Annotated in this window: 9 protein-coding genes; all 9 read right to left on the bottom strand. The window is 39.6% G+C overall.

Features of this window, described 5'->3' with window-relative positions:
- Positions 1–255: 255 nt before the first annotated feature.
- Positions 256–2787 (bottom strand): glycosyl hydrolase 115 family protein, encoded by a 2532-nt coding sequence (locus tag KI430_RS00225; protein ID WP_248876297.1) that lies wholly within the window; start codon positions 2785–2787, stop codon positions 256–258.
- A gap of 166 nt (positions 2788–2953) precedes the next feature.
- Complete coding sequence (locus tag KI430_RS00220) at positions 2954–4843, bottom strand: sialate O-acetylesterase (protein ID WP_248876296.1); 1890 nt, start codon at positions 4841–4843, stop codon at positions 2954–2956.
- A gap of 33 nt (positions 4844–4876) precedes the next feature.
- Positions 4877–6817 carry a glycoside hydrolase family 97 protein gene (locus KI430_RS00215; protein ID WP_248876295.1) on the bottom strand — a complete coding sequence of 647 codons (1941 nt, stop codon included), beginning with the start codon at positions 6815–6817 and terminating at the stop codon, positions 4877–4879.
- Between the two features lie 2 nt (positions 6818–6819).
- Positions 6820–8187: a glycoside hydrolase family 43 protein gene (locus KI430_RS00210; protein WP_248876294.1), complete on the bottom strand. Its 1368-nt coding sequence runs from the start codon at positions 8185–8187 to the stop codon at positions 6820–6822.
- Between the two features lie 124 nt (positions 8188–8311).
- Positions 8312–9718, bottom strand: a complete 1407-nt coding sequence (locus KI430_RS00205) for a glycoside hydrolase family 43 protein (RefSeq protein WP_248876293.1) — start codon at positions 9716–9718, stop codon at positions 8312–8314.
- A 6-nt stretch (positions 9719–9724) separates the two neighbouring features.
- Positions 9725–11749 carry an NPCBM/NEW2 domain-containing protein gene (locus tag KI430_RS00200; protein ID WP_248876292.1) on the bottom strand — a complete coding sequence of 675 codons (2025 nt, stop codon included), beginning with the start codon at positions 11747–11749 and terminating at the stop codon, positions 9725–9727.
- Between the two features lie 17 nt (positions 11750–11766).
- Positions 11767–13134 (bottom strand): glycoside hydrolase family 43 protein, encoded by a 1368-nt coding sequence (locus KI430_RS00195; RefSeq protein WP_248876291.1) that lies wholly within the window; start codon positions 13132–13134, stop codon positions 11767–11769.
- 16 nt (positions 13135–13150) lie between these two features.
- A complete protein-coding gene (locus tag KI430_RS00190; protein WP_248876290.1) occupies positions 13151–15592 on the bottom strand; it encodes a TIM-barrel domain-containing protein in 2442 nt (813 codons plus the stop codon).
- A gap of 364 nt (positions 15593–15956) precedes the next feature.
- Positions 15957–17882, bottom strand: a complete 1926-nt coding sequence (locus KI430_RS00185; protein ID WP_248876289.1) for an alpha/beta hydrolase-fold protein — start codon at positions 17880–17882, stop codon at positions 15957–15959.
- Between the last annotated feature and the right edge of the window lie 280 nt (positions 17883–18162).

The following is an 18162-nucleotide window of genomic DNA, read 5'->3' as shown; positions in this document are numbered from 1 at the left end:
ATAATCACCATGTAATCTCACATTATGATAAGCATTTATATAAATACATTAAAAAAGAAACAATATTTATTATTAAAGTATACAAATCATATCATTTTTAATTGATTTAAATCTAAATTTAATCCGAAAATCAATTTCAAATTCCCCGAAATAGTCTTCAAAAATTAAAATCATAACGAATATAAAATCGAAAAACCACTCAAAGACAATTCGTTGAGTGTTTTTTTGATTTTAAATTTTAAAAATGAAGAATAATTATTTTCCTGCTGAAATCTCACTTTCGGGTGCCCCCAGATAAGAAGGCTGTAAACCTCCTGTATTGATCAATATTTTTTCCAACACGATTCCTGGCTCCAGAACACGGAATCGCAACGTATGTTTTCCGGGTTGGGAAATCTGATGTTTCGTTGAAGACCTGATGATATGCTCGGATTGCCATCTTCCCAATTCACCTTTGTAGTGACCATTGAAATTGACAACCTGCGGAGTTCCGCCATCAAAGGAAATCTCATAACGCAATCCTTTATTATGATTGAAATTCAAAGTCGGAGCTAATAACAACTGGACATCAAATTCGCCTTTTGATTCAAAATTTACGTCGTACTCCAGATAAAGATTTTCATCAGCTTTCGGATAAGCATTTTGCGGAAAAGTCGTCACAGCGGATTTAGTTTTCCCGAAATCAGGAATCACTTCCCAATGGATTCGGTTTGAATTATTATTTCTTGCAAAATTTTCAGCTTCTATGGAAACATAACCGTTTTTCTCCTGAAACACTTTTTCTTTCGGAACTTCAGACTCAGAAACACGAGTAACTTCGGGCATTATATTTTCTTTTCCGTCAAACCAGGCTTTGTATCCTATTCTCATCTGGTCCATCATATGCTGCCATTTTCCGCCGGCAATAACGTTGTTGTACTGATTGTCGAGATAAGCATTTCTGTCAAAACATTCTTTGATTTTATCGGCATAGACATTAGCTTCAACATCTTTTTTAGCTGCCAATTCTTTGTTTTTTGCCACCGCGTAGTACATTTCATACAGATTGCTGCAAGCGTCAATCGGATATAAAACCAGCTGAAAATAAGCATCCTGATATTCTGCCGGAATTTTTTCTTTTAAACGTAAAGCTTCTAATGCCAACGCTCGATAATCATTTAAAACCGTTTCAAATTCATTATAATTTCGAAGGCTGTAAGTTTTCCAGTCCAATGTTTCTGGTGTTACACGGCGGTTGTATTTGGTATAAAGATTAATCATTCCTGCAATTTCTTTGGCGTGCTTTTCTCCAAATTGCTGTGCCGACCATTTTTCAGTGTATTTCAAAAGATTTTTTGAATTGAATTGTTTCGGATTCCAAGCCATTTCCAGGAAAAAGCTGATTGGGAATTCCATCGGTTTCAAATCCCCGACATTGACAACCCAAACCTTATCCACTTTATGTTCGTAGGAAAGATTCATCTGTTCCCAAACTCTCTGAATCGGACTGATATTAATCCATTTTGAGTTTCTCGGTCCGCCCACATAATCGAAGTGGTAATACATCCCGTAACCACCTTTATGTAAAGGTTTTGAAAGATCCGGAAGTTTTCTCACATTTCCCCAGTTGTCATCACAAAACAATAAAATGACATCGTCCGGAACCCGCATTCCTTTGTCGTAATAATCCTGAACTTCTTTGTACAAAGCCCAGACCTGAGGCGTTTTTTCCGGTTTTTTACCTGTTACGTCAGCAATAATTTTGCGCTGGTCTTTTACAATTTTTTCAAGTAAGGAAATATTGGTTCCCTCTCCCATCGCTTCGTCGCCGTCGCCACGCATTCCGACTGTAACTAATTTTTCCCAGTTTTTGCTTCTTTCAAGCCCTGATTTCCAGAATTCCTGCAAAACCTTCTCATTTTTGGAATAATCCCAGACATTCGGTAAATTATTCTTCTTGATGTATCTGTGCCAGTCGGTTTGCGCCTGAGCCATTGGTTCGTGGTGAGAAGTTCCCATAATGATTCCCATTTCGTTGGCTAGAGGCCCGTTCAAAGTATCATCGTCGTAGAAAGCTTTTCCCCACATTGCAGGCCAGATGTAGTTGCCTTTCATACGAAGAATCAGTTCAAAAACTTTTTCGTAAAATTTAGAATTGATTCCTCCAAAAGTCGCTCTTGCCCATCCTCCGAGCGAAGGTTCTTCATCATTCAGGAAAATTCCGCGATATTCTACTGCAGGTTCTCCGTCTGTGTAAATTCCTTTTTTAAAATAGATATTTTCTTTTTTCTCAACCGGAACATCCGCCCAATAATACCAAGGTGAAACCCCGATTTGCTGGGACATTTCGTAAATTCCGTAAATCGTTCCGCGTTTGTCGCTTCCTGCAATTACAATCGCTTCGGAAACGCCGGGAAACGGATTGCTGATATTTTGAATGATATATTTTTCATTCTTTCCTTTGATTGAATTTCCGTCAATTTTTTTAGCTTTAATCAACGCATCAATGGTTTTGCTTTTCCCAGCTTCGCCAATAATGATGAGCATTCCGCCCGCCCCGGAATTTTGGGAAATAAGAGTAGGCTGAACACCTGTTACTTTTTGAAAATCAGATTGAAGATTCGCAACCGCACGAAGAATTCCTTTATCCGAATCGCTATCTGAAAACAGCATCAAACCTGAATTGTGCTCTTTCAACACAACCGAGTTTTCCGTTTTAGTAAAAGAAATAAAAGGGTCGGCGGCTTTTACAATCGTTGTAAAAACCAATGTTATCAAAAGAGAAAAATAGTTAAAAATCGTCTTCATAATCAATATTTTATGAGTATTTTATTTTAATATTTACTGATTTTTAGTCAGACTGTGAAATTTTGAACACTGAGTTCACAAAGTTTTTATTTTAAAAAAGAATTGTTTTGAGGCTCACAAAGCCGCTATCGCTTATAAAAGTGCACTATCAGTTTAATTATAAAAACTACCAATCATCCGTTCTGAATGGCGACGCCAGCAAACCTTCTTTATTTTGCAGGTTGGCATCTTCGGGATTATTGCTCCACGCATATCGCACTGCAACAGGATTTTTGATTTCCTTGCTGGTCACAATGACTGTGTTGCCTTTAATTTTTGCTTCAGCCCAGACAAATTTTTTGTCGCTTCCGGCAATCGCAAAATGTTTCAGATTTCCGTTTTTACTTTGCAAACCGCTTCCAACATTGTCAAACGAAAGGATGATATTAGAATTTTCCACCTTCATCGATTTGAAAACAGGACCACTACTTACCAATTTTTCACCATACACCAATTTTCGGGCAGCCAGAAATAGACGTTTTGCCATATCTTTTTTATTGAGAGGGTGAATGTCATTCCATTCGCCAATATCATAATTGACACTCATTGCCGCGTACGGAACAGTTTGTGACGTTTTAAACTGAGCCTCACGAATTCCTGCCCATCCGCTTGGCGCATTCGGGTCGTTTGTTTTCTCCATAAAATTCGGAAGCTGAACCAATAAAAACGGCATCTGATTCCATTGAAATACTTCCCGCCAATTTTCGATAAGATTTTTCAGCAAACCTGCATAATCTTCGGATTGACCGGCATTGCTTTCGCCCTGATACCAGATAGCACCCCGGACTTTGTAATCCCGAATCGGGTAAATCATTCCGTTGTACAATCCGGAAGGTGTGCTTCTCAGGTTTTTCAGTTTTGATTTATATTCTTCATCTTTGCTCGTATCTCTACCGATGTTATATTTCCATTCGCCCGTTAAATCAACGGTAACGCCATCTCCTACAATTTTATACGGTTTATCGGCTACAAATTCACCGTTTCCGAAATTGGAAGTCAGCTGAATGGCAATCGTATTTTTTCCCTGTTTTAAAATTCCGCCCGGAATATCATATTTCCTTGGTGGATACGTGTATGAAGTAGAGCCTACGAATTTTCCATTCACAAAAACCGAATCACTGTCCACCATTACTCCCAGATATAATCGGGCAAATTTCCCATCCATTGACGCAGGCAGTTCAAAGTTTTTCCGAAACCAGACCGTTCCTTTTGCGCGGATTCCATTATCTTTCCATTTTCCGGGAACTTTTGCCTTTTCCCAATTCCCGTCATTAAAATCCTTTTGATTCCAAAGATTTCTTCCCTGGTCCAGTTTTGAAGAATTGAGTGCTGACAATGCCTGTTCATCGATAATATCATCAGGAAAATTCTTGAGATGCTCCTGACTGACCCAACTCTGAATTGACGAACCACCCAAACTGGAAACCAGCATTCCCTGCGGAATTTTGGTGTGTTCATACGCTTCTACCGCATAAAAATACGCAAAGGCCGTCCAATTCATTACTTCCGAAGCCGTCCCTGTGAACCATTTTCCGCCGGATGCTATATTTTCCCGGACAGATTCCACAGTGTTCTGTGTAGGAACTTTGAAGTAGCGGATTTTATTAAAATCAGAAACATTAATCTCCGGAAAACGTTCCGTTAAACGTGCAATAGGCGTTTCCATATTGGACTGCCCGGAAGCTAGCCAGACATCTCCTACCAGAATATCCCGAATCGTAATTTCGTTAATTTCCATCACAAATGGCCCTCCTGCTTTCTGTGGTTTCAATTGGACAGACCATTTCCCGTTTTTGTCCGGTGATGTATTGTAGGTTTCGTTTCGGAATTTAATGGTAATATTTTCACCATTATCTGCCCAACCCCAAATTTTAAGCTCGACATCACGTTGTAAAACCATCTTATCACTTACCAAATCGGGAAGTTTAATTTTCCCGAAAGACAATTGATGGCTAAGAGCCATCATCAAAAAGAGAATTTTAAAAACCGTTGAGAATTTGAAATTTCTGATTTCCATTTTGAGATTTATTTTTCGGGTTAAAATGAAATATTAATGAATGACAAATCCGCCTTTGGATTGAATTTCTATTTTGAGTTCTCCGTTTTTGCCAACAGTAATTGTTTTTTCAGAAGTTTCCCCTTTCGAATCATCATTGATGAATCTAACCGACTTTCCGGCAAGCATCGGAAGTTTTAAAGTAAGCTTCTGAACAGCATTTTCAGCGTTCACACCGGCAACATACCATTGATTCTGATGTCTTCTGGCAATCACGGAATATTTCCCAGGGTATCCGTCGATGAACACCGTTTCGTCCCAAAGCGTCGGAACTTCTTTCATAAAATCGAGCTGGAATTTTGGAGCATCGGTCAGGTTATTCGGCATTACACCAAACATCTGAACCGGATTTTGAAACAGAACAGCCGTTGCCAACTGGAAACCATCTGTTGTATATCTTTTATTTTTATCCTTGTTGGATTTTGTTAAATATTTGTTGAGGAAAGTTCCGCCAAACTCCATACTTCCGACCGTATTTCTGATGAAAGGATGTAATGTTGCGAAAAAAGCTTCCTGTTTGCGGACGTCTTCTGAAAAATAAAGCATTTCCGAAGCTAAAACCGCTTCGCTTCCTGCATAATTCGGGTACATTACTTCCCAGCCTCTCGGTAAAGTTGCCCCGTGGAAAATAATTTTTAATCCAAAATCATTAGCATCGGAAAGAATATCTTCGTAAAGACGCATCGTTTCCTGCTTGTCGCCTCCGAAAAAGTCGACTTTCAGACCTTTTACACCGATATCTTTCAGCCATTTCATTTCTTTTTTTCGTTCGATGGATGAGCTCATTTTATTTCTCGGTCCCATCGGCGCGTCGTTCGCAGCACCGTTGGAATTGTACCAAAGCAATACCCCGACATTTTTGGATTTGGCATACTGAATGAGGTCTTTCATTCGTTCTTTTCCGATATTTTTGTCCCAAAGCGCATCAATCAAAATGTATTCATAACCCAGTTTTGATGCTAAATCGATAAAGAGACTCTGGTCTTCATAATTCATACTGTTGTCCTGCCACAAAATCCAGCTCCAGGTAGATTTACCAAAACTATATTTCTGTGAGGGTTCATACATCGGTTCTACGACATCAAAAGGAATAGTCGTTTCAACAATCGGTTTCAGAGAATCTCCAATGGTGATAGTTCTCCAAGGTGTTTTTCCGGGAAGTGAAATGGCAGCTCCGGTACTTCCGAAACCGTTATTTTCAGCCATATTCGGATAAGCAACCTGGTAAAGATTTTTTTCTGAAGTCGTATCCAAATGAGAAGCGCAGTACAAACTGTTCACTCCTGTTTCAGACAATAAAATCCAGCCGTCATTTCCCACGTGAAATAATCCCGGAAAAACGTAACCATAATCGGCTTTTGTTCCTAATTCTGCATCAGCTTTGTAACCGCTTTCGTAGCTTGGAGCGGTTCTCGCAAAACCTGTCATCGGCTTCATCATCGGAGAAAGGAAAGTTGTGGTTTGAGACGGAAATCTGTAACCCGTAATTTCCGATTGTACAACCGCGCTCAAACGGTCTTTCATCGGCTGAATCTCATATCTGAAAGCTACATTATTATCGCTCACCTGAAATTCAATTCCGATATTGAAATTATCCGCATTGGTAAAATTGACTGTCAGAGTATTAGCCGCATAACTGACTTGTGATTTTTTGATTTTTTCGTTGGTGTAATTTTTGGAAACCTTATCTTTTTTGCTGTCAATGAATTTTAAATTTTTAGAGAAATCAGATTCATTGGTAATCAAGCCCAATGGAGATTTATCAAGCATTGTTTTTCCTTGAAAAGTAACATTATAAAGCGCTTTTCCATTCTCTGAAAAAACGTTCAGTTTCAATTTTCCGTCAGGACTGGAAATTTCTGCAACCTGTGCAAAAACAGTATTCACAATGAGAATACTAAAGGCGAGTGATAGTTTAAAAAAAAGTTTAATCATAATTAATGAGTTTCAAGAAAAGTCCAATAATCGAAAAACATAATATCCTTTGCTGCTTTTCCATTACATACAAAATATACATCGTGAACACCGGTAATTTTTTCCTTCACTTCAGTTTTCACAGTTTCCCAACGGTCGTCTCCGCCTGTCAACGGAACTTTTACCGTAGCGACAACCGGTCCGCTTACACTGTCCAGATGAACGTCCATCGTCACATCGCTGTTGTGTGTCGTTCCAACTCTGGCCGAAAATACTGATGCTCCTTTTTTGCCAAAATCCACATTTTTCACGCTGGTATAAGCGCCGCTTTTTTTAGCTTTGATGAAGACGCCTGCTTCTTTGTTCTGATAAGATTTTACATTTTCAGACCAGGCAATCATTTCTGCCTGATTAAAAGCATAAGGATTAATGGTTGCAATGGCTTTGGTAATTCCATTTGTCATTTTGATGGGTGAAATAGAACAGTCTTTATTAAAATTAAGTTCCTCAACACTTACCGACCTTGTAAAACCGCTTCCTCCCGGCAAAGCGCCGTTGTGATAAAAGAAATAGGATTTTCCTCTGAAATCGACAATTCCGGGATGATTGGTGAAAGATTTTCCTTCAGTTGGCATTACAATTCCGCCATATTTCCACGGACCTTGTGGACTTTTACTCGTGGAATATCCAATGAATTCAGGAAGCGGACCGCCCGGCCAGAACAGATAATACAGGTTTTTTCTTTTGTACAGCCAAGGTCCTTCCTCATATTTTGTCGGTCTTTCAGGGTTTTCTTTTCCATCCCTTTTCCCGAAAGATTCTGCGGTCATTGGCACTTCCACAATATCGCCGGAATAGGAAATCATATCCTGATTGAGCTTAACCATTTTAAGTTTCGGATTTCCCCAATACATATAGGCCTGGCCGTCGTCATCAATAAAAACCGTCGGATCGATATCGCCCCATTCACTCTGAACTAATGGTTTTCCAAGCGGGTCGTGAAATGGCCCAAACGGACTGTCACCCACTGCAACACCAATCGCTCCTTTATTGTTGGTTTTAGACCACATCGGAACGTACATAAAGAATTTGCCGTTTCTTTCCACGCATTGCGCAGCCCAGGCATCACGTTTTGCCCAGTCGAAATCTTTATAGCTCAGAATGCTTCCGTGGTCGGTCCAGTTTACCATATCGTTGGTGGAATAGACCTTCCAGTCGTTCATTACAAACCAGGTGGAATCGTCCTCATCGTGCGTGGTGTAGACATAAAGCCTGTCGTTATACACCATTGGCGCAGGGTCTGCCGTATAATTGGTTTGAATAATAGGATTCTGAGAAAATGATATTCCCGAATATGCTATTAAACAGAGATTGAGTATTGTTTTTTTCATATTTAACTTTTTGGTTTTGAACAACTAAGTGCGCAAAGTTTTTTTATAAATATTTTTTTAGTCTCACAAAGCCGCTAACGCTTATAAAAGTCTTACGCTATTAATTCTACCAAAAGAATTTAATTTATTTTTTCTGAAAACTCCAGTGGTCGAAATTGAAAAGAACTCTTCCGGCTGTAATGTTTTTCCCTTTAAAGACAAAATAAACATCGTGAACACCGGAAACCGATTCTGAAATTTTTGATGTCAGGGTTTTAAATTCTTCCCAGCCACCGGTTCTCGGAACTTCAATCTCGGCAATTTTATTTCCGTCCAATTTATCTAATCTGACTTCTAAAATTCCACCGTCAACACCTGCGGCAATTGAAGCTGAAAATTCAGAGGCGCCTTTTTCAAAATCAACCGAACGAACTTTGATATAACCTCCCACTCTGGTATCGGAAACATAAACTCCCGTCTTTTTGTTTTCGGAAGTGCTGCATTTCTCTGACCACGCAATCGTTTCTGCTTCATTTCTTTTGTAGGGATTGAGTGTTGCAACGGGATTTACGCCCTCTTTAGTCATTGCAATTTTCGGGATGCTTCCATCCTGATTGTATTTGAATTCTTCAATAGACGTGGACCTTCCGTAACTTCCTGCGCCGGGCAATAATCCTGTGTGATAGAACAGGTAGGATTTACCTTTAAAATCGATAATTCCGCCGTGGTTGGTAAAACTGTTAGTCGGCTGACCGGTCATTATTTTTCCCTGATATTTCCACGGTCCGGTCGGTGAATCGCTTACAGAATAAGACAGACATTCGGTTCGGTCGGTCATTCCGGCGTACATCATATAATATTGCTTGTTGCGTTTGTAGAACCAGGGACCTTCCACAAAAACATCTTTAAACTGTTCCTGTTTCTGCAAAACCTCATCGCTTCTTCCGGGACGTCTCAATCCTCCAAAAGCTTCCACCGACTGCGGAATTTCGGTGATTTTCCCATCATAAGAAACCATATCTTTGTTGAGTTTCACATAAAATAATTTGCTGTTTCCCCAATACAGATAGGCTTGTCCGTCATCATCAACAAAAACCGTCGGGTCGATATTATCCCAGGTTCCCGTCGTCACCAGTGGTTTTCCGAGTGCATCTTTAAAAGGGCCTGTCGGACCGTCTGATACCGCAACGCCAATCGCCATATTGTTATCAACGGTCTGAACGCAGATGTACCAATAGAATTTGCCGTTACGTTCAATACATTGTGCCGCCCAAGCTCTGTCACGAGCCCAGCTAAAGGATTCCAGTGAAAGTGGAGAACCGTGGTTAGTCCAATTGGCCATATCATCCGACGAATATACCCTCCATTTCGTCATATAATAAAAGTCATAGCCGGGAATATCGTCTCCGGTGTAGACATACATCTTGTTTTTGTACACCATCGGTGCAGGATCTGGCGTAAAATGAGTCTGGATTACGGGATTTTGGGCAGAAATACAAATTCCTGCCAGTAAAAATGATAATGCGATATATTTTGATTTAAATTGAATCATATTTTATTATTTTGATGAAATAAATTTATAATAAGCCACCCCGTGCGCCGGAATATCCAGTAATAATGTCTGATTTGATGTATTGATTTTTGCAATGTCCTTCTGTCTCCAGATATCTCTTACGGTTTGACGACCTGAAATACCGAGCTGCCTGAAATCTTTGTAAGACATCTTCACTTTTTCCCTTCCGAAATTGGCAAAAGCCACCGCTTTTCCGCCGTCTTCAAGGTCTTTTTCATAAATTTTCAATTCGCCAATTGTTTGAAGACAAACGCCCTGTTTTCCCAGAGCATCCTGATTTACGGCAATGACCTCATCATTCGTTAAAAGATTTAAAGTAAAATCATCCAGTTTCTCAAGGTCGCAACCAATCAGTAATGGCGCAGAAAAAATGCTCCAAAGACTGATATGCAGATATTGTTCGTCCGGTTTCAACCGGCTTTGATGCGGATTTCCCCAACCTACAACACCTACCACCAACATATCCGGGTCGTTCCAGTTGCCGGGTTTTGCGTAAGGAGCCGCTTTGTCCTGAGCCAAAGCAATATTTTTAACACTTGCCCAGGTATCGGTGATGTCATTGGTTGTTCGCCAGGATTGTGCATCGGCATCATTTCCCCATTTCCAGACATCGCCCATTCCGTATTGACAAAGATTATACACAATATCACGAGGCTGATTTTTTAATAAATCGCCCATCAGTTTAAATGGTTTCACGCCTTTATCCAAATCTCCTCCACCCTGAAAATTGAGGGAAGAAACTTTGTTTGGGTCATTATCGGGCAAACCGTCAATCACGCCTCCGTAGCTGCACCAATCGTATTTCAGGTAATCGACTCCCCATTTAGCGTAGCTTTCGGCATCTTGTTTTTCGTAGCCGTAGCTTCCTGCGCAACCGCCACACGTCCAAGGTCCGGGAGAGGAATAAATTCCTGCTTTAAGACCTTTTGAATGAAAGTAATCGGTTAATTCCTTCATATCCGGAAATTTTGAATTGGTCAGAATATAACCGTTTTCATCACGCATTTTCCCTTTGAAAGACGGGTCTTTTCCGTCTCTGTTGAACTGCCACGAATCATCGATATTAATATAATTCCAGCCGTGATTTACCAATCCCGTTTTAACCAAAGCATCGGCGGCACGTTTTACTTTATCGGCAGAGACTTCGTGCCCAAAACAGTTCCAGCTATTCCATCCCATCGTTGGCGTTAAAGCTATTTTATCGCCGCTTTCGATTCTTAATTTTTTTGAATTTGAGCCTTTCGCATTTTTAGCTGATAAAAGAACTTCATAGGTTCCTTTTGTATCTATTTTTCCGGTGATAATTCCGGTCTGTGAATCTATGGTTAAACCTTTCGGAAGATTTTTTGCTGTAAAAGTCATTGGTCTGTCACCCGTTGCTGCAACCTTGAACAAAAAGGGTGAGCCGGGACGAACGCCATAAACGCCTGCTGAGTTAATTTTTGGCGTTGCCGCAGGTTTTGGCGTCAAAATATATGGTACTGATGAAATCGGATTAAATGTTATCAGTTTTGCACCGTCTGAAGTTTCAAATTTAGCATCTGCCCAATCAGCGTGGTCATAATACGGTCCGTTTCCGCCATCTGTTACGACTAATTCTAATTGTTTTACACCTTCTAGCGAAACAGAAACAGGCTTTGCTTTATCGCCTAATTTCATTATTCCGCTTGACCAAAGCTTTTTGTTGTCGCCATAAATCTCGAATTCCACTGCGGGCTCGTGGCCTTTTATTTCATCATCCAGTCCCACCATTGCGGAAAAGCTTTTTGCTTTACCGTTTAATTTAATCAACAAAGAACTTTCGGCGTGTGTTCCAAAACCTCTTTTGAAAACTTCGCCAGCAATGGTTATAGGTTTTCCGTCCACCGAAGTATTGATGCCGGGTTTTCCGTGTCCCTGTGTTGCCACGCTTAAATCCAACTGGTCTAACCAAACGGTTGACTGCGCCTTGGAGATATTTCCCGACAGCAAAAATGTTACAGCAATTAAAAGTATTTTCGTCTTCAACATTATTTAAAAATTTGGATTTAATTAAACTTCCACCAATCAAAATAGAAAAGGTCTTTTTCTCCCTTAAAAACAAAATATAAATCGTGGATTCCTTTAACACTTTTCAGAGGTGTATTAATGGTTTTATATAAGTCGCCCTCACCTTTTCCTGTAACATTAACAACTCCCAACAATGGTCCATTAAGAGCATCTGAACGTACTTCTATTTTTCCTCCATAGAGAGAAGCAACGTTTACATCCAAAGATTTTACGCCTTTGGAAAAATCTACCCCTTGGATTTTAATATAATCACCATTGTTAATTGAGGTAACGATGACACGGTCTGTGATTTTTTTACCTCTGTTATAGGGTTGATTGCGTTCCCATTCTGTGACCATTTCTGTTTTCAGACCTTCGCTGTAAGCCATTGTTTCTGCTTCAACTTTTTTATAAGGGTCCAGAGTGCCCACTCTTTTTGCACCATCCGTAGTCCAGAAAGGAAGCTTCTGAATGGTTCCATCTGCATTGTAGGTAATTTCTGTGACACTAACAGACCGGCGTTCGTAATGTTTGCTCATCGTCTGCATTCTAAGCATATGATTGAATCCGAAAACATAAGATTTGCCTTTGAAATCTATGATACCGGGATGATTTCCGCTGGATCTCTGGTCGCCATCCATTATCACGCCTCCATAATTCCAGGGACCTGTAGGCGATTTTGCCATTGCATAACCAATCCCTTCCGGACAACATTTAGAAGCGTAAGCCATATAGTAAATTCCGTTTCTTTTCCACGCCCAAGGTCCCTCCTGATATTTGAAAGGATCTGGCTGGTCTTTAACCTTCGCAAACGAAGGGTCTTTGGTAATTGGTCCGGCAAGAGATATCATATCTTCGTTGAGTTTAGCATACCAAAGATTCGGATTTCCCCAGTACAGATAAGCCTGCCCGTCATCGTCAATCAAAACGGTCGGGTCTATATCATCGGAAGAATTTTTCACTAAAGGTTTTCCAATAGGATCTTTGAAAGGACCATACGGACTGTCCGCCACCAAGACCCCAATACCCATATTGTTGGGCATTGGACAATACATATAGAATTTTCCTTTTCTTTCAACAACCTGTGGCGCCCAGGCACCGTTGTCGGTATTTACCCATTTAAAATCCTTGAGCGAAGCCACTACACCGTGGTCTGTCCAATTGACCATATCGGTGGACGTGTACAGCAACCAGTCTTTCATTTTGAATCCGAAGGCATCGTCTTCATCGTGGCTTGTGTAAAGATAAACCGTATCCTTATAAACCATTGGTGCAGGGTCTGCAGTGTACTTGGTTTGGATAATCGGATTTTGAGCGAAGGAAATCTGAAAAAATCCTAAAACCGTTATTAAACTTAAAAATTTCATAATTAATATTTTAAGATTATTTAAAATTGACATTCACTTTCTTTCCTGAATAACTCACCGATTTATGCTGTCCATCAGGAAGCATTACATTGAAATTCCGTTTATCAATCATACCTTTAAAATTTCCTTTTCGGGAGTCTATCGTTAAGGTTTTTGATTTTTCGTTCCAGTGGAAAGGGATTTCGGTATAGTCTCCTTTTTCGTAATTGTAATTATCGAATTCGTCTTCGTATAAGATAAAATCTGCGTCAGTTCCCGGATAAATTTTCAACGTAAGATTGTCCCATTTTTTCTCAGTAGCATATTGAACATCTGGGCCGAACGGAATAATACTTCCCGCTTTCACATACAGCGGAATGCTTTGAAGGTTAACAGATTTTTCGATTTCCTGACCGCCTTTGTGTTTTTCATTCGTCCAGAAATCAAACCAGTCTGCACCTGCAGGAAGGTAAAGTTTTATTTTTTTATTTTCTGTAAAATCAATGTTGGAAAGAGAATTTTCCTTTGTTTCATTTTTTTTATCCCAACCTTGATTTTCATCGGTTTTTACTATTTTTTCAGGTGTGTATTGAGGATTGAGAATTGGTGCTACTAAGAATGATTTACCGAAAAGGTATTCATTATTAATGTCCCAGGTTTTTTGGTCTGATGAAAAATCCATCGACAAAGCTCTCAAAAAACTCGAATTATTTTTAGAAACATCCCAAGAAATGGAATAAATGTAGGGCAACATACTGTAACGTAATCTGATGAATTTCTCTATTACATCATAGACTACATCTCTTTTTTTTCCAAACTGATAAATTTCCCTCGGAACATCGGTTCCGTGCGAACGCATCATTGGCGTGAAAGTTCCGTATTGCAACCAACGAACGTACAATTCCTGAAACATCGGATTGTTGGCACCTCCGTTTCTTTTATAAACACCGGCAAAGAAACCGCCGATATCGGAATTAAAATTCGGATTTCCAGTCAGGCTGAAATTTAAACCTGCTGGAACCTGATTGCGCAAAGATTCCCACGAAGAGTTGACATCGCCCGACCAAGTATTAGCCGCGTATCTTTGCTGTCCTGCAAAAGCCGAACGCGTCAAAATAAAAACTCTTTTGTCGCTCGTGGTTTCACGCTGATGGTCGTAAACGCCACCAACTGTCATCAGCGGATATGCATTTCTCACTTTTCGGAATGAACCAAGATAAGTTTTGGTATCTAAATCTTCCGGTTTTTGGCTGAGATGGTCGGGTTCCGTAGAATCCATCCACCAGGTATCGACACCCAGGCTGAAAACACCTTTGTTCAAATATTTCCAGTAAATATTTCTGGCTTCGGGATTGTAAGCATCGTAAACGCGGACTCCTGAAGGATAATTCATATCAGGCGGCCACACTTCTCTGCCAGATTCCGGCCAGGTTTTGAAATCGAACAACATTCCTTTTTTATCCATTTCACGGTACTGATTGGTCATCGGTCCGAAAGACGACCAGATGGAAACCGAAAGATGCGCATTCATATCGTGAATATCCTGTATCATTTTTTTGGCATCGGGAAAATCAGGGCTGATAAAATCCATCGCATTCCACTGGTAATTGTTTCCCCAATATTGCCAATCCTGAATAATTCCGTCCAAAGGAACTTTCAAATCACGGTATTTTTTAACGACATCCACCAATTCTTCCTGACTTTTATAGCGTTCCTTGCTCTGCCAGAAACCATAAGTCCATAAAGGTATCATCGGCACATTTCCTGTTAGATTTCGCATTCCGGCAACTACACCATCGGCATTTTTTCCGTAGATAAAATAATAATCCACACCTTCCCCAACTTCCGATGAGAATGATGTTTTGTCGGGTTTATCGGTAAATTGAGTCGGAGAATAGTTATCCCAAAAAACGCCATACCCTTTTACAGACTGAAAAAACGGCACAAAATCCCAGGTGTTATTCTGAATCATTTTTACATCCGTATTTCGCTGTGACATTTTCCCGTTCTGTAAAATTCCCAAGCCATAGATGGGTTCGTCTTTTTCCAGCTGAAAAGACTGTGTCACCGAATAAGTCGGGTTTCCCGCATCATTAAAAGGTTTGAAATCGCTTCCGGTTTCCTTTAATAGTTCTTTTCCTGAAGGTGATTTATAAGTAATCGTGCCACTTTTAGCATCAATGAAAATATTTAAATCATTTGTTTTTAATGAAATAATATGATTGTTTTCTGAAACTGAAAATTTAGTTTTCTGTTCCTGTTTAATGACCGATAAGCTATTTTTGACAAATGATTTTCCGGCGGGATATTTAATAATTCTAATCGTATTTTCTCCATACAATTTCACTTCAACATTCATATTATCATTAGAAAACATCAATCCTGAATCTGTCTTCTGATAAGATTGCGCAACAATATTTCCCGATACAATAACGACCGTGATAATAAGTGCTTTTATTTTTATTCTGTTGAAATTCATTGGTGGATTGATTTTGGATTAGAACATTAAGAAATTAAGCCTGATTTATCAATTTTCTTTATAAATATTAATAGTATAAATCAACAGGTCGCTCCTCCGGAGCTTTGTTTTTTTTTACTTTGTTTTTTCTACTATCAGAAAGTCCCGCTGGGACTAAATACAGCTCCTTTGGAGTGAACCGTTAATAGAAAACAATATTTTCAGAATTAAAAGCTCTGTAAGAGCGACCTGTTTTATTATATTCTATTTTTATCAGACAAGAATTTTAGCAAATCATTCTAAGAATACTTAATGCTTTTTCAAGAACAAACAAGTTTATTTTTATTAAGCAAATAAGACAAATCTCTATTTTTATATTTAATGTTTATTTAAAAATTTCCTGCGCAAACTGATGCAAACTGTCTCTCCAAACCGGCCAGCTGTGACCTCCCGGATAATCTCTGTACGAATATTTAATTCCGATTTTATCCAGTTCTTTCAGCATTTTCTGACCGTTTTCGTAAGCGATATCGTCTTTTCCGCCCATAGAAATCCAGAAATTTTTGACATTGGATGAAAAGGCAGATTTATTTTCATTTAAAAATTTGTACTGTTTGTCAGCAACGTCCTGAAGCATCGGCAACATATATCCTGAACTGAAAACACCCAGGCTTGAGAACATATCAGAATTCTGAATCCCGACATACAATGTATAAATCCCACCCATTGAAAGTCCGGCTAATGCACGGTTTTCTTTACCTTTTTTAATTCTGTAATTGGATTCGGCAAAGGGAATGATGGATTCTTTCAGCTCTTTTTCAAACACCTGAAGATTACGCTCGCCAAAATTTCGGAGTCCGCTCTGTCCAATATTCGCATCTGGCATAATGATGACCATCTTTTTAGCTTTCCCTTCCGCAATCAGATTATCCAAAATCAGATTGGTTTTGCCCTGATTTGCCCAACCGCTTTCATCTTCCCCTCCGCCGTGTAAAATATACAGTGCCGGATAAGATTCAGAAGGATTTTGGTCGTAACCCGGTGGCGTATAAATGAAAACTCTTCTCCAAGAATTGGTCACTTTGGAATAGAAATTTTTGATGCGGATATCGCCGTGCGGAATGTCTTTTAATGCATAGAAATCATCGCCATCAAAGGGAATATCGATTCCGCTGGCGTATCTTCCCATTCCATAGAAAGTCTCGCTGGATGGGTCTGCAACTGCAACACCATCAATCAGCAAAGAATAATAATGAAAGCTTCCGCTTTGTACATCCGTTGTTCCTGTCCAAAAGCCGTCTGTGTCTTTTTTGAGGTCGTATTTTTTTCCTAAATCAATCTGAACTTTTTGCGCTTCCGGAGCTTTTACCTTGAACATTACTCTTCCATCGGGAAGGATTTGAGGATACTGCGCATTCCTGATATTGGTTGCTGCAGGCGTTCCCAAAACAGTAAATCCATCAAATTTAGTTTTATCAACAGGCTTAAATAACAATTGTGAAAAGATGTATAAATCATTTCTCCAAACCTTGAAGTCGTGGCCGCCTGGTTCGATGTAGAAAATGTGCGGGATTTTATTTTTCTTCATATAATCGCTGGTTCTTTTGCTGAAAGGCATCAATCCGTCCGCATCGCCGCAGGAAATAAATATAAGTTTCATTTTCAATGCTTCCTGTGGATTCGGCAAAAGCTGAGTCGGTTCTTTTGTATTGGGTGCTGAAGAAAATGCGCCCAGCCACGCAAATTTATCGATGTTGCCGAAAGCAAAATTCTGTGTTTGTCCGCCTCCCATCGACAAACCCGCTAAAGCCCGGTTTTCACGGTCTTTTTTGACAGGATATTTTTTTTCTACAAACGGAATCAGGTCATTCAGCAAATCTTTTTCAAAAGTTGCGAAGGCTTCTACTTTATCAGGAGCCATTATATTTCCTGTTGCTCTGTCATCTTTCATCGCACGGCCGTTCGGCAAAACGACAATCATCGGTGTGAGTTTTCCCTGTGCGTAGAGATTGTCCAGGATAACATTCGGTTTTCCCTGGTTAAACCATTCTTTTTCATCGCCGCCAATGCCGTGAAGAAGATAAAGGACAGGGTATTTTTCCCCTTTTTTGAATCCCGGCGGTACGTAAACCAATGCTTTCCTTGTAGTTCCGACCGTTTTTGAAACATATTGAATGGTATCAATTTTTCCGTGCGGAATATCTTTTCTTTCCACATCAAAACCTTGCGGCGCCTGTCTGTCAGTATTTTGCGCAGAAACACACAGACCATACAATAGAAAAGTGACAGTGAATATCAGGGAATTTTTCATAAATTTTTATTTGTAATTTTTACACTTATTAATTTAGACAAAAAAATAAGACCGACAAGGGTTTTATCTTTTTTACATTTTTAAAGTTAATTATCATTGCCGTAATTAACAGGTCGCCTCTACGAGGCTTTGATTTTGATGGTACAATGTTTTGCTACTAACAGTTTGCTTCTACGAAGCAATAATTTTCATTTTTTCTAGACAGTGAATCTCTCGCAGCCCGACTTGAGCGGAAATCCTTTTTTGCTTGTACTCTAGTTCTATTTAATCTGAAATCATC

Source organism: Epilithonimonas zeae, from assembly GCF_023278365.1.
GTDB lineage: Bacteria > Bacteroidota > Bacteroidia > Flavobacteriales > Weeksellaceae > Epilithonimonas > Epilithonimonas zeae_A.
The sequence above is the reverse complement of the archived record's forward strand: the minus strand, read 5'-3'. Positions and strand labels throughout refer to the sequence as shown.

Excerpts from the sequence above, each read along its gene's own strand:
- KI430_RS00225 (WP_248876297.1), bottom strand. The coding sequence starts at position 2,787 with ATGAAGACGATTTTTAACTATTTTTCTCTTTTGATAACATTGGTTTTT.
- KI430_RS00220 (WP_248876296.1), bottom strand. The coding sequence starts at position 4,843 with ATGGAAATCAGAAATTTCAAATTCTCAACGGTTTTTAAAATTCTCTTT.
- KI430_RS00215 (WP_248876295.1), bottom strand. The coding sequence starts at position 6,817 with ATGATTAAACTTTTTTTTAAACTATCACTCGCCTTTAGTATTCTCATT.
- KI430_RS00210 (WP_248876294.1), bottom strand. The coding sequence starts at position 8,187 with ATGAAAAAAACAATACTCAATCTCTGTTTAATAGCATATTCGGGAATA.
- KI430_RS00205 (WP_248876293.1), bottom strand. The coding sequence starts at position 9,718 with ATGATTCAATTTAAATCAAAATATATCGCATTATCATTTTTACTGGCA.
- KI430_RS00200 (WP_248876292.1), bottom strand. The coding sequence starts at position 11,749 with ATGTTGAAGACGAAAATACTTTTAATTGCTGTAACATTTTTGCTGTCG.
- KI430_RS00195 (WP_248876291.1), bottom strand. The coding sequence starts at position 13,134 with ATGAAATTTTTAAGTTTAATAACGGTTTTAGGATTTTTTCAGATTTCC.
- KI430_RS00190 (WP_248876290.1), bottom strand. The coding sequence starts at position 15,592 with ATGAATTTCAACAGAATAAAAATAAAAGCACTTATTATCACGGTCGTT.
- KI430_RS00185 (WP_248876289.1), bottom strand. The coding sequence starts at position 17,882 with ATGAAAAATTCCCTGATATTCACTGTCACTTTTCTATTGTATGGTCTG.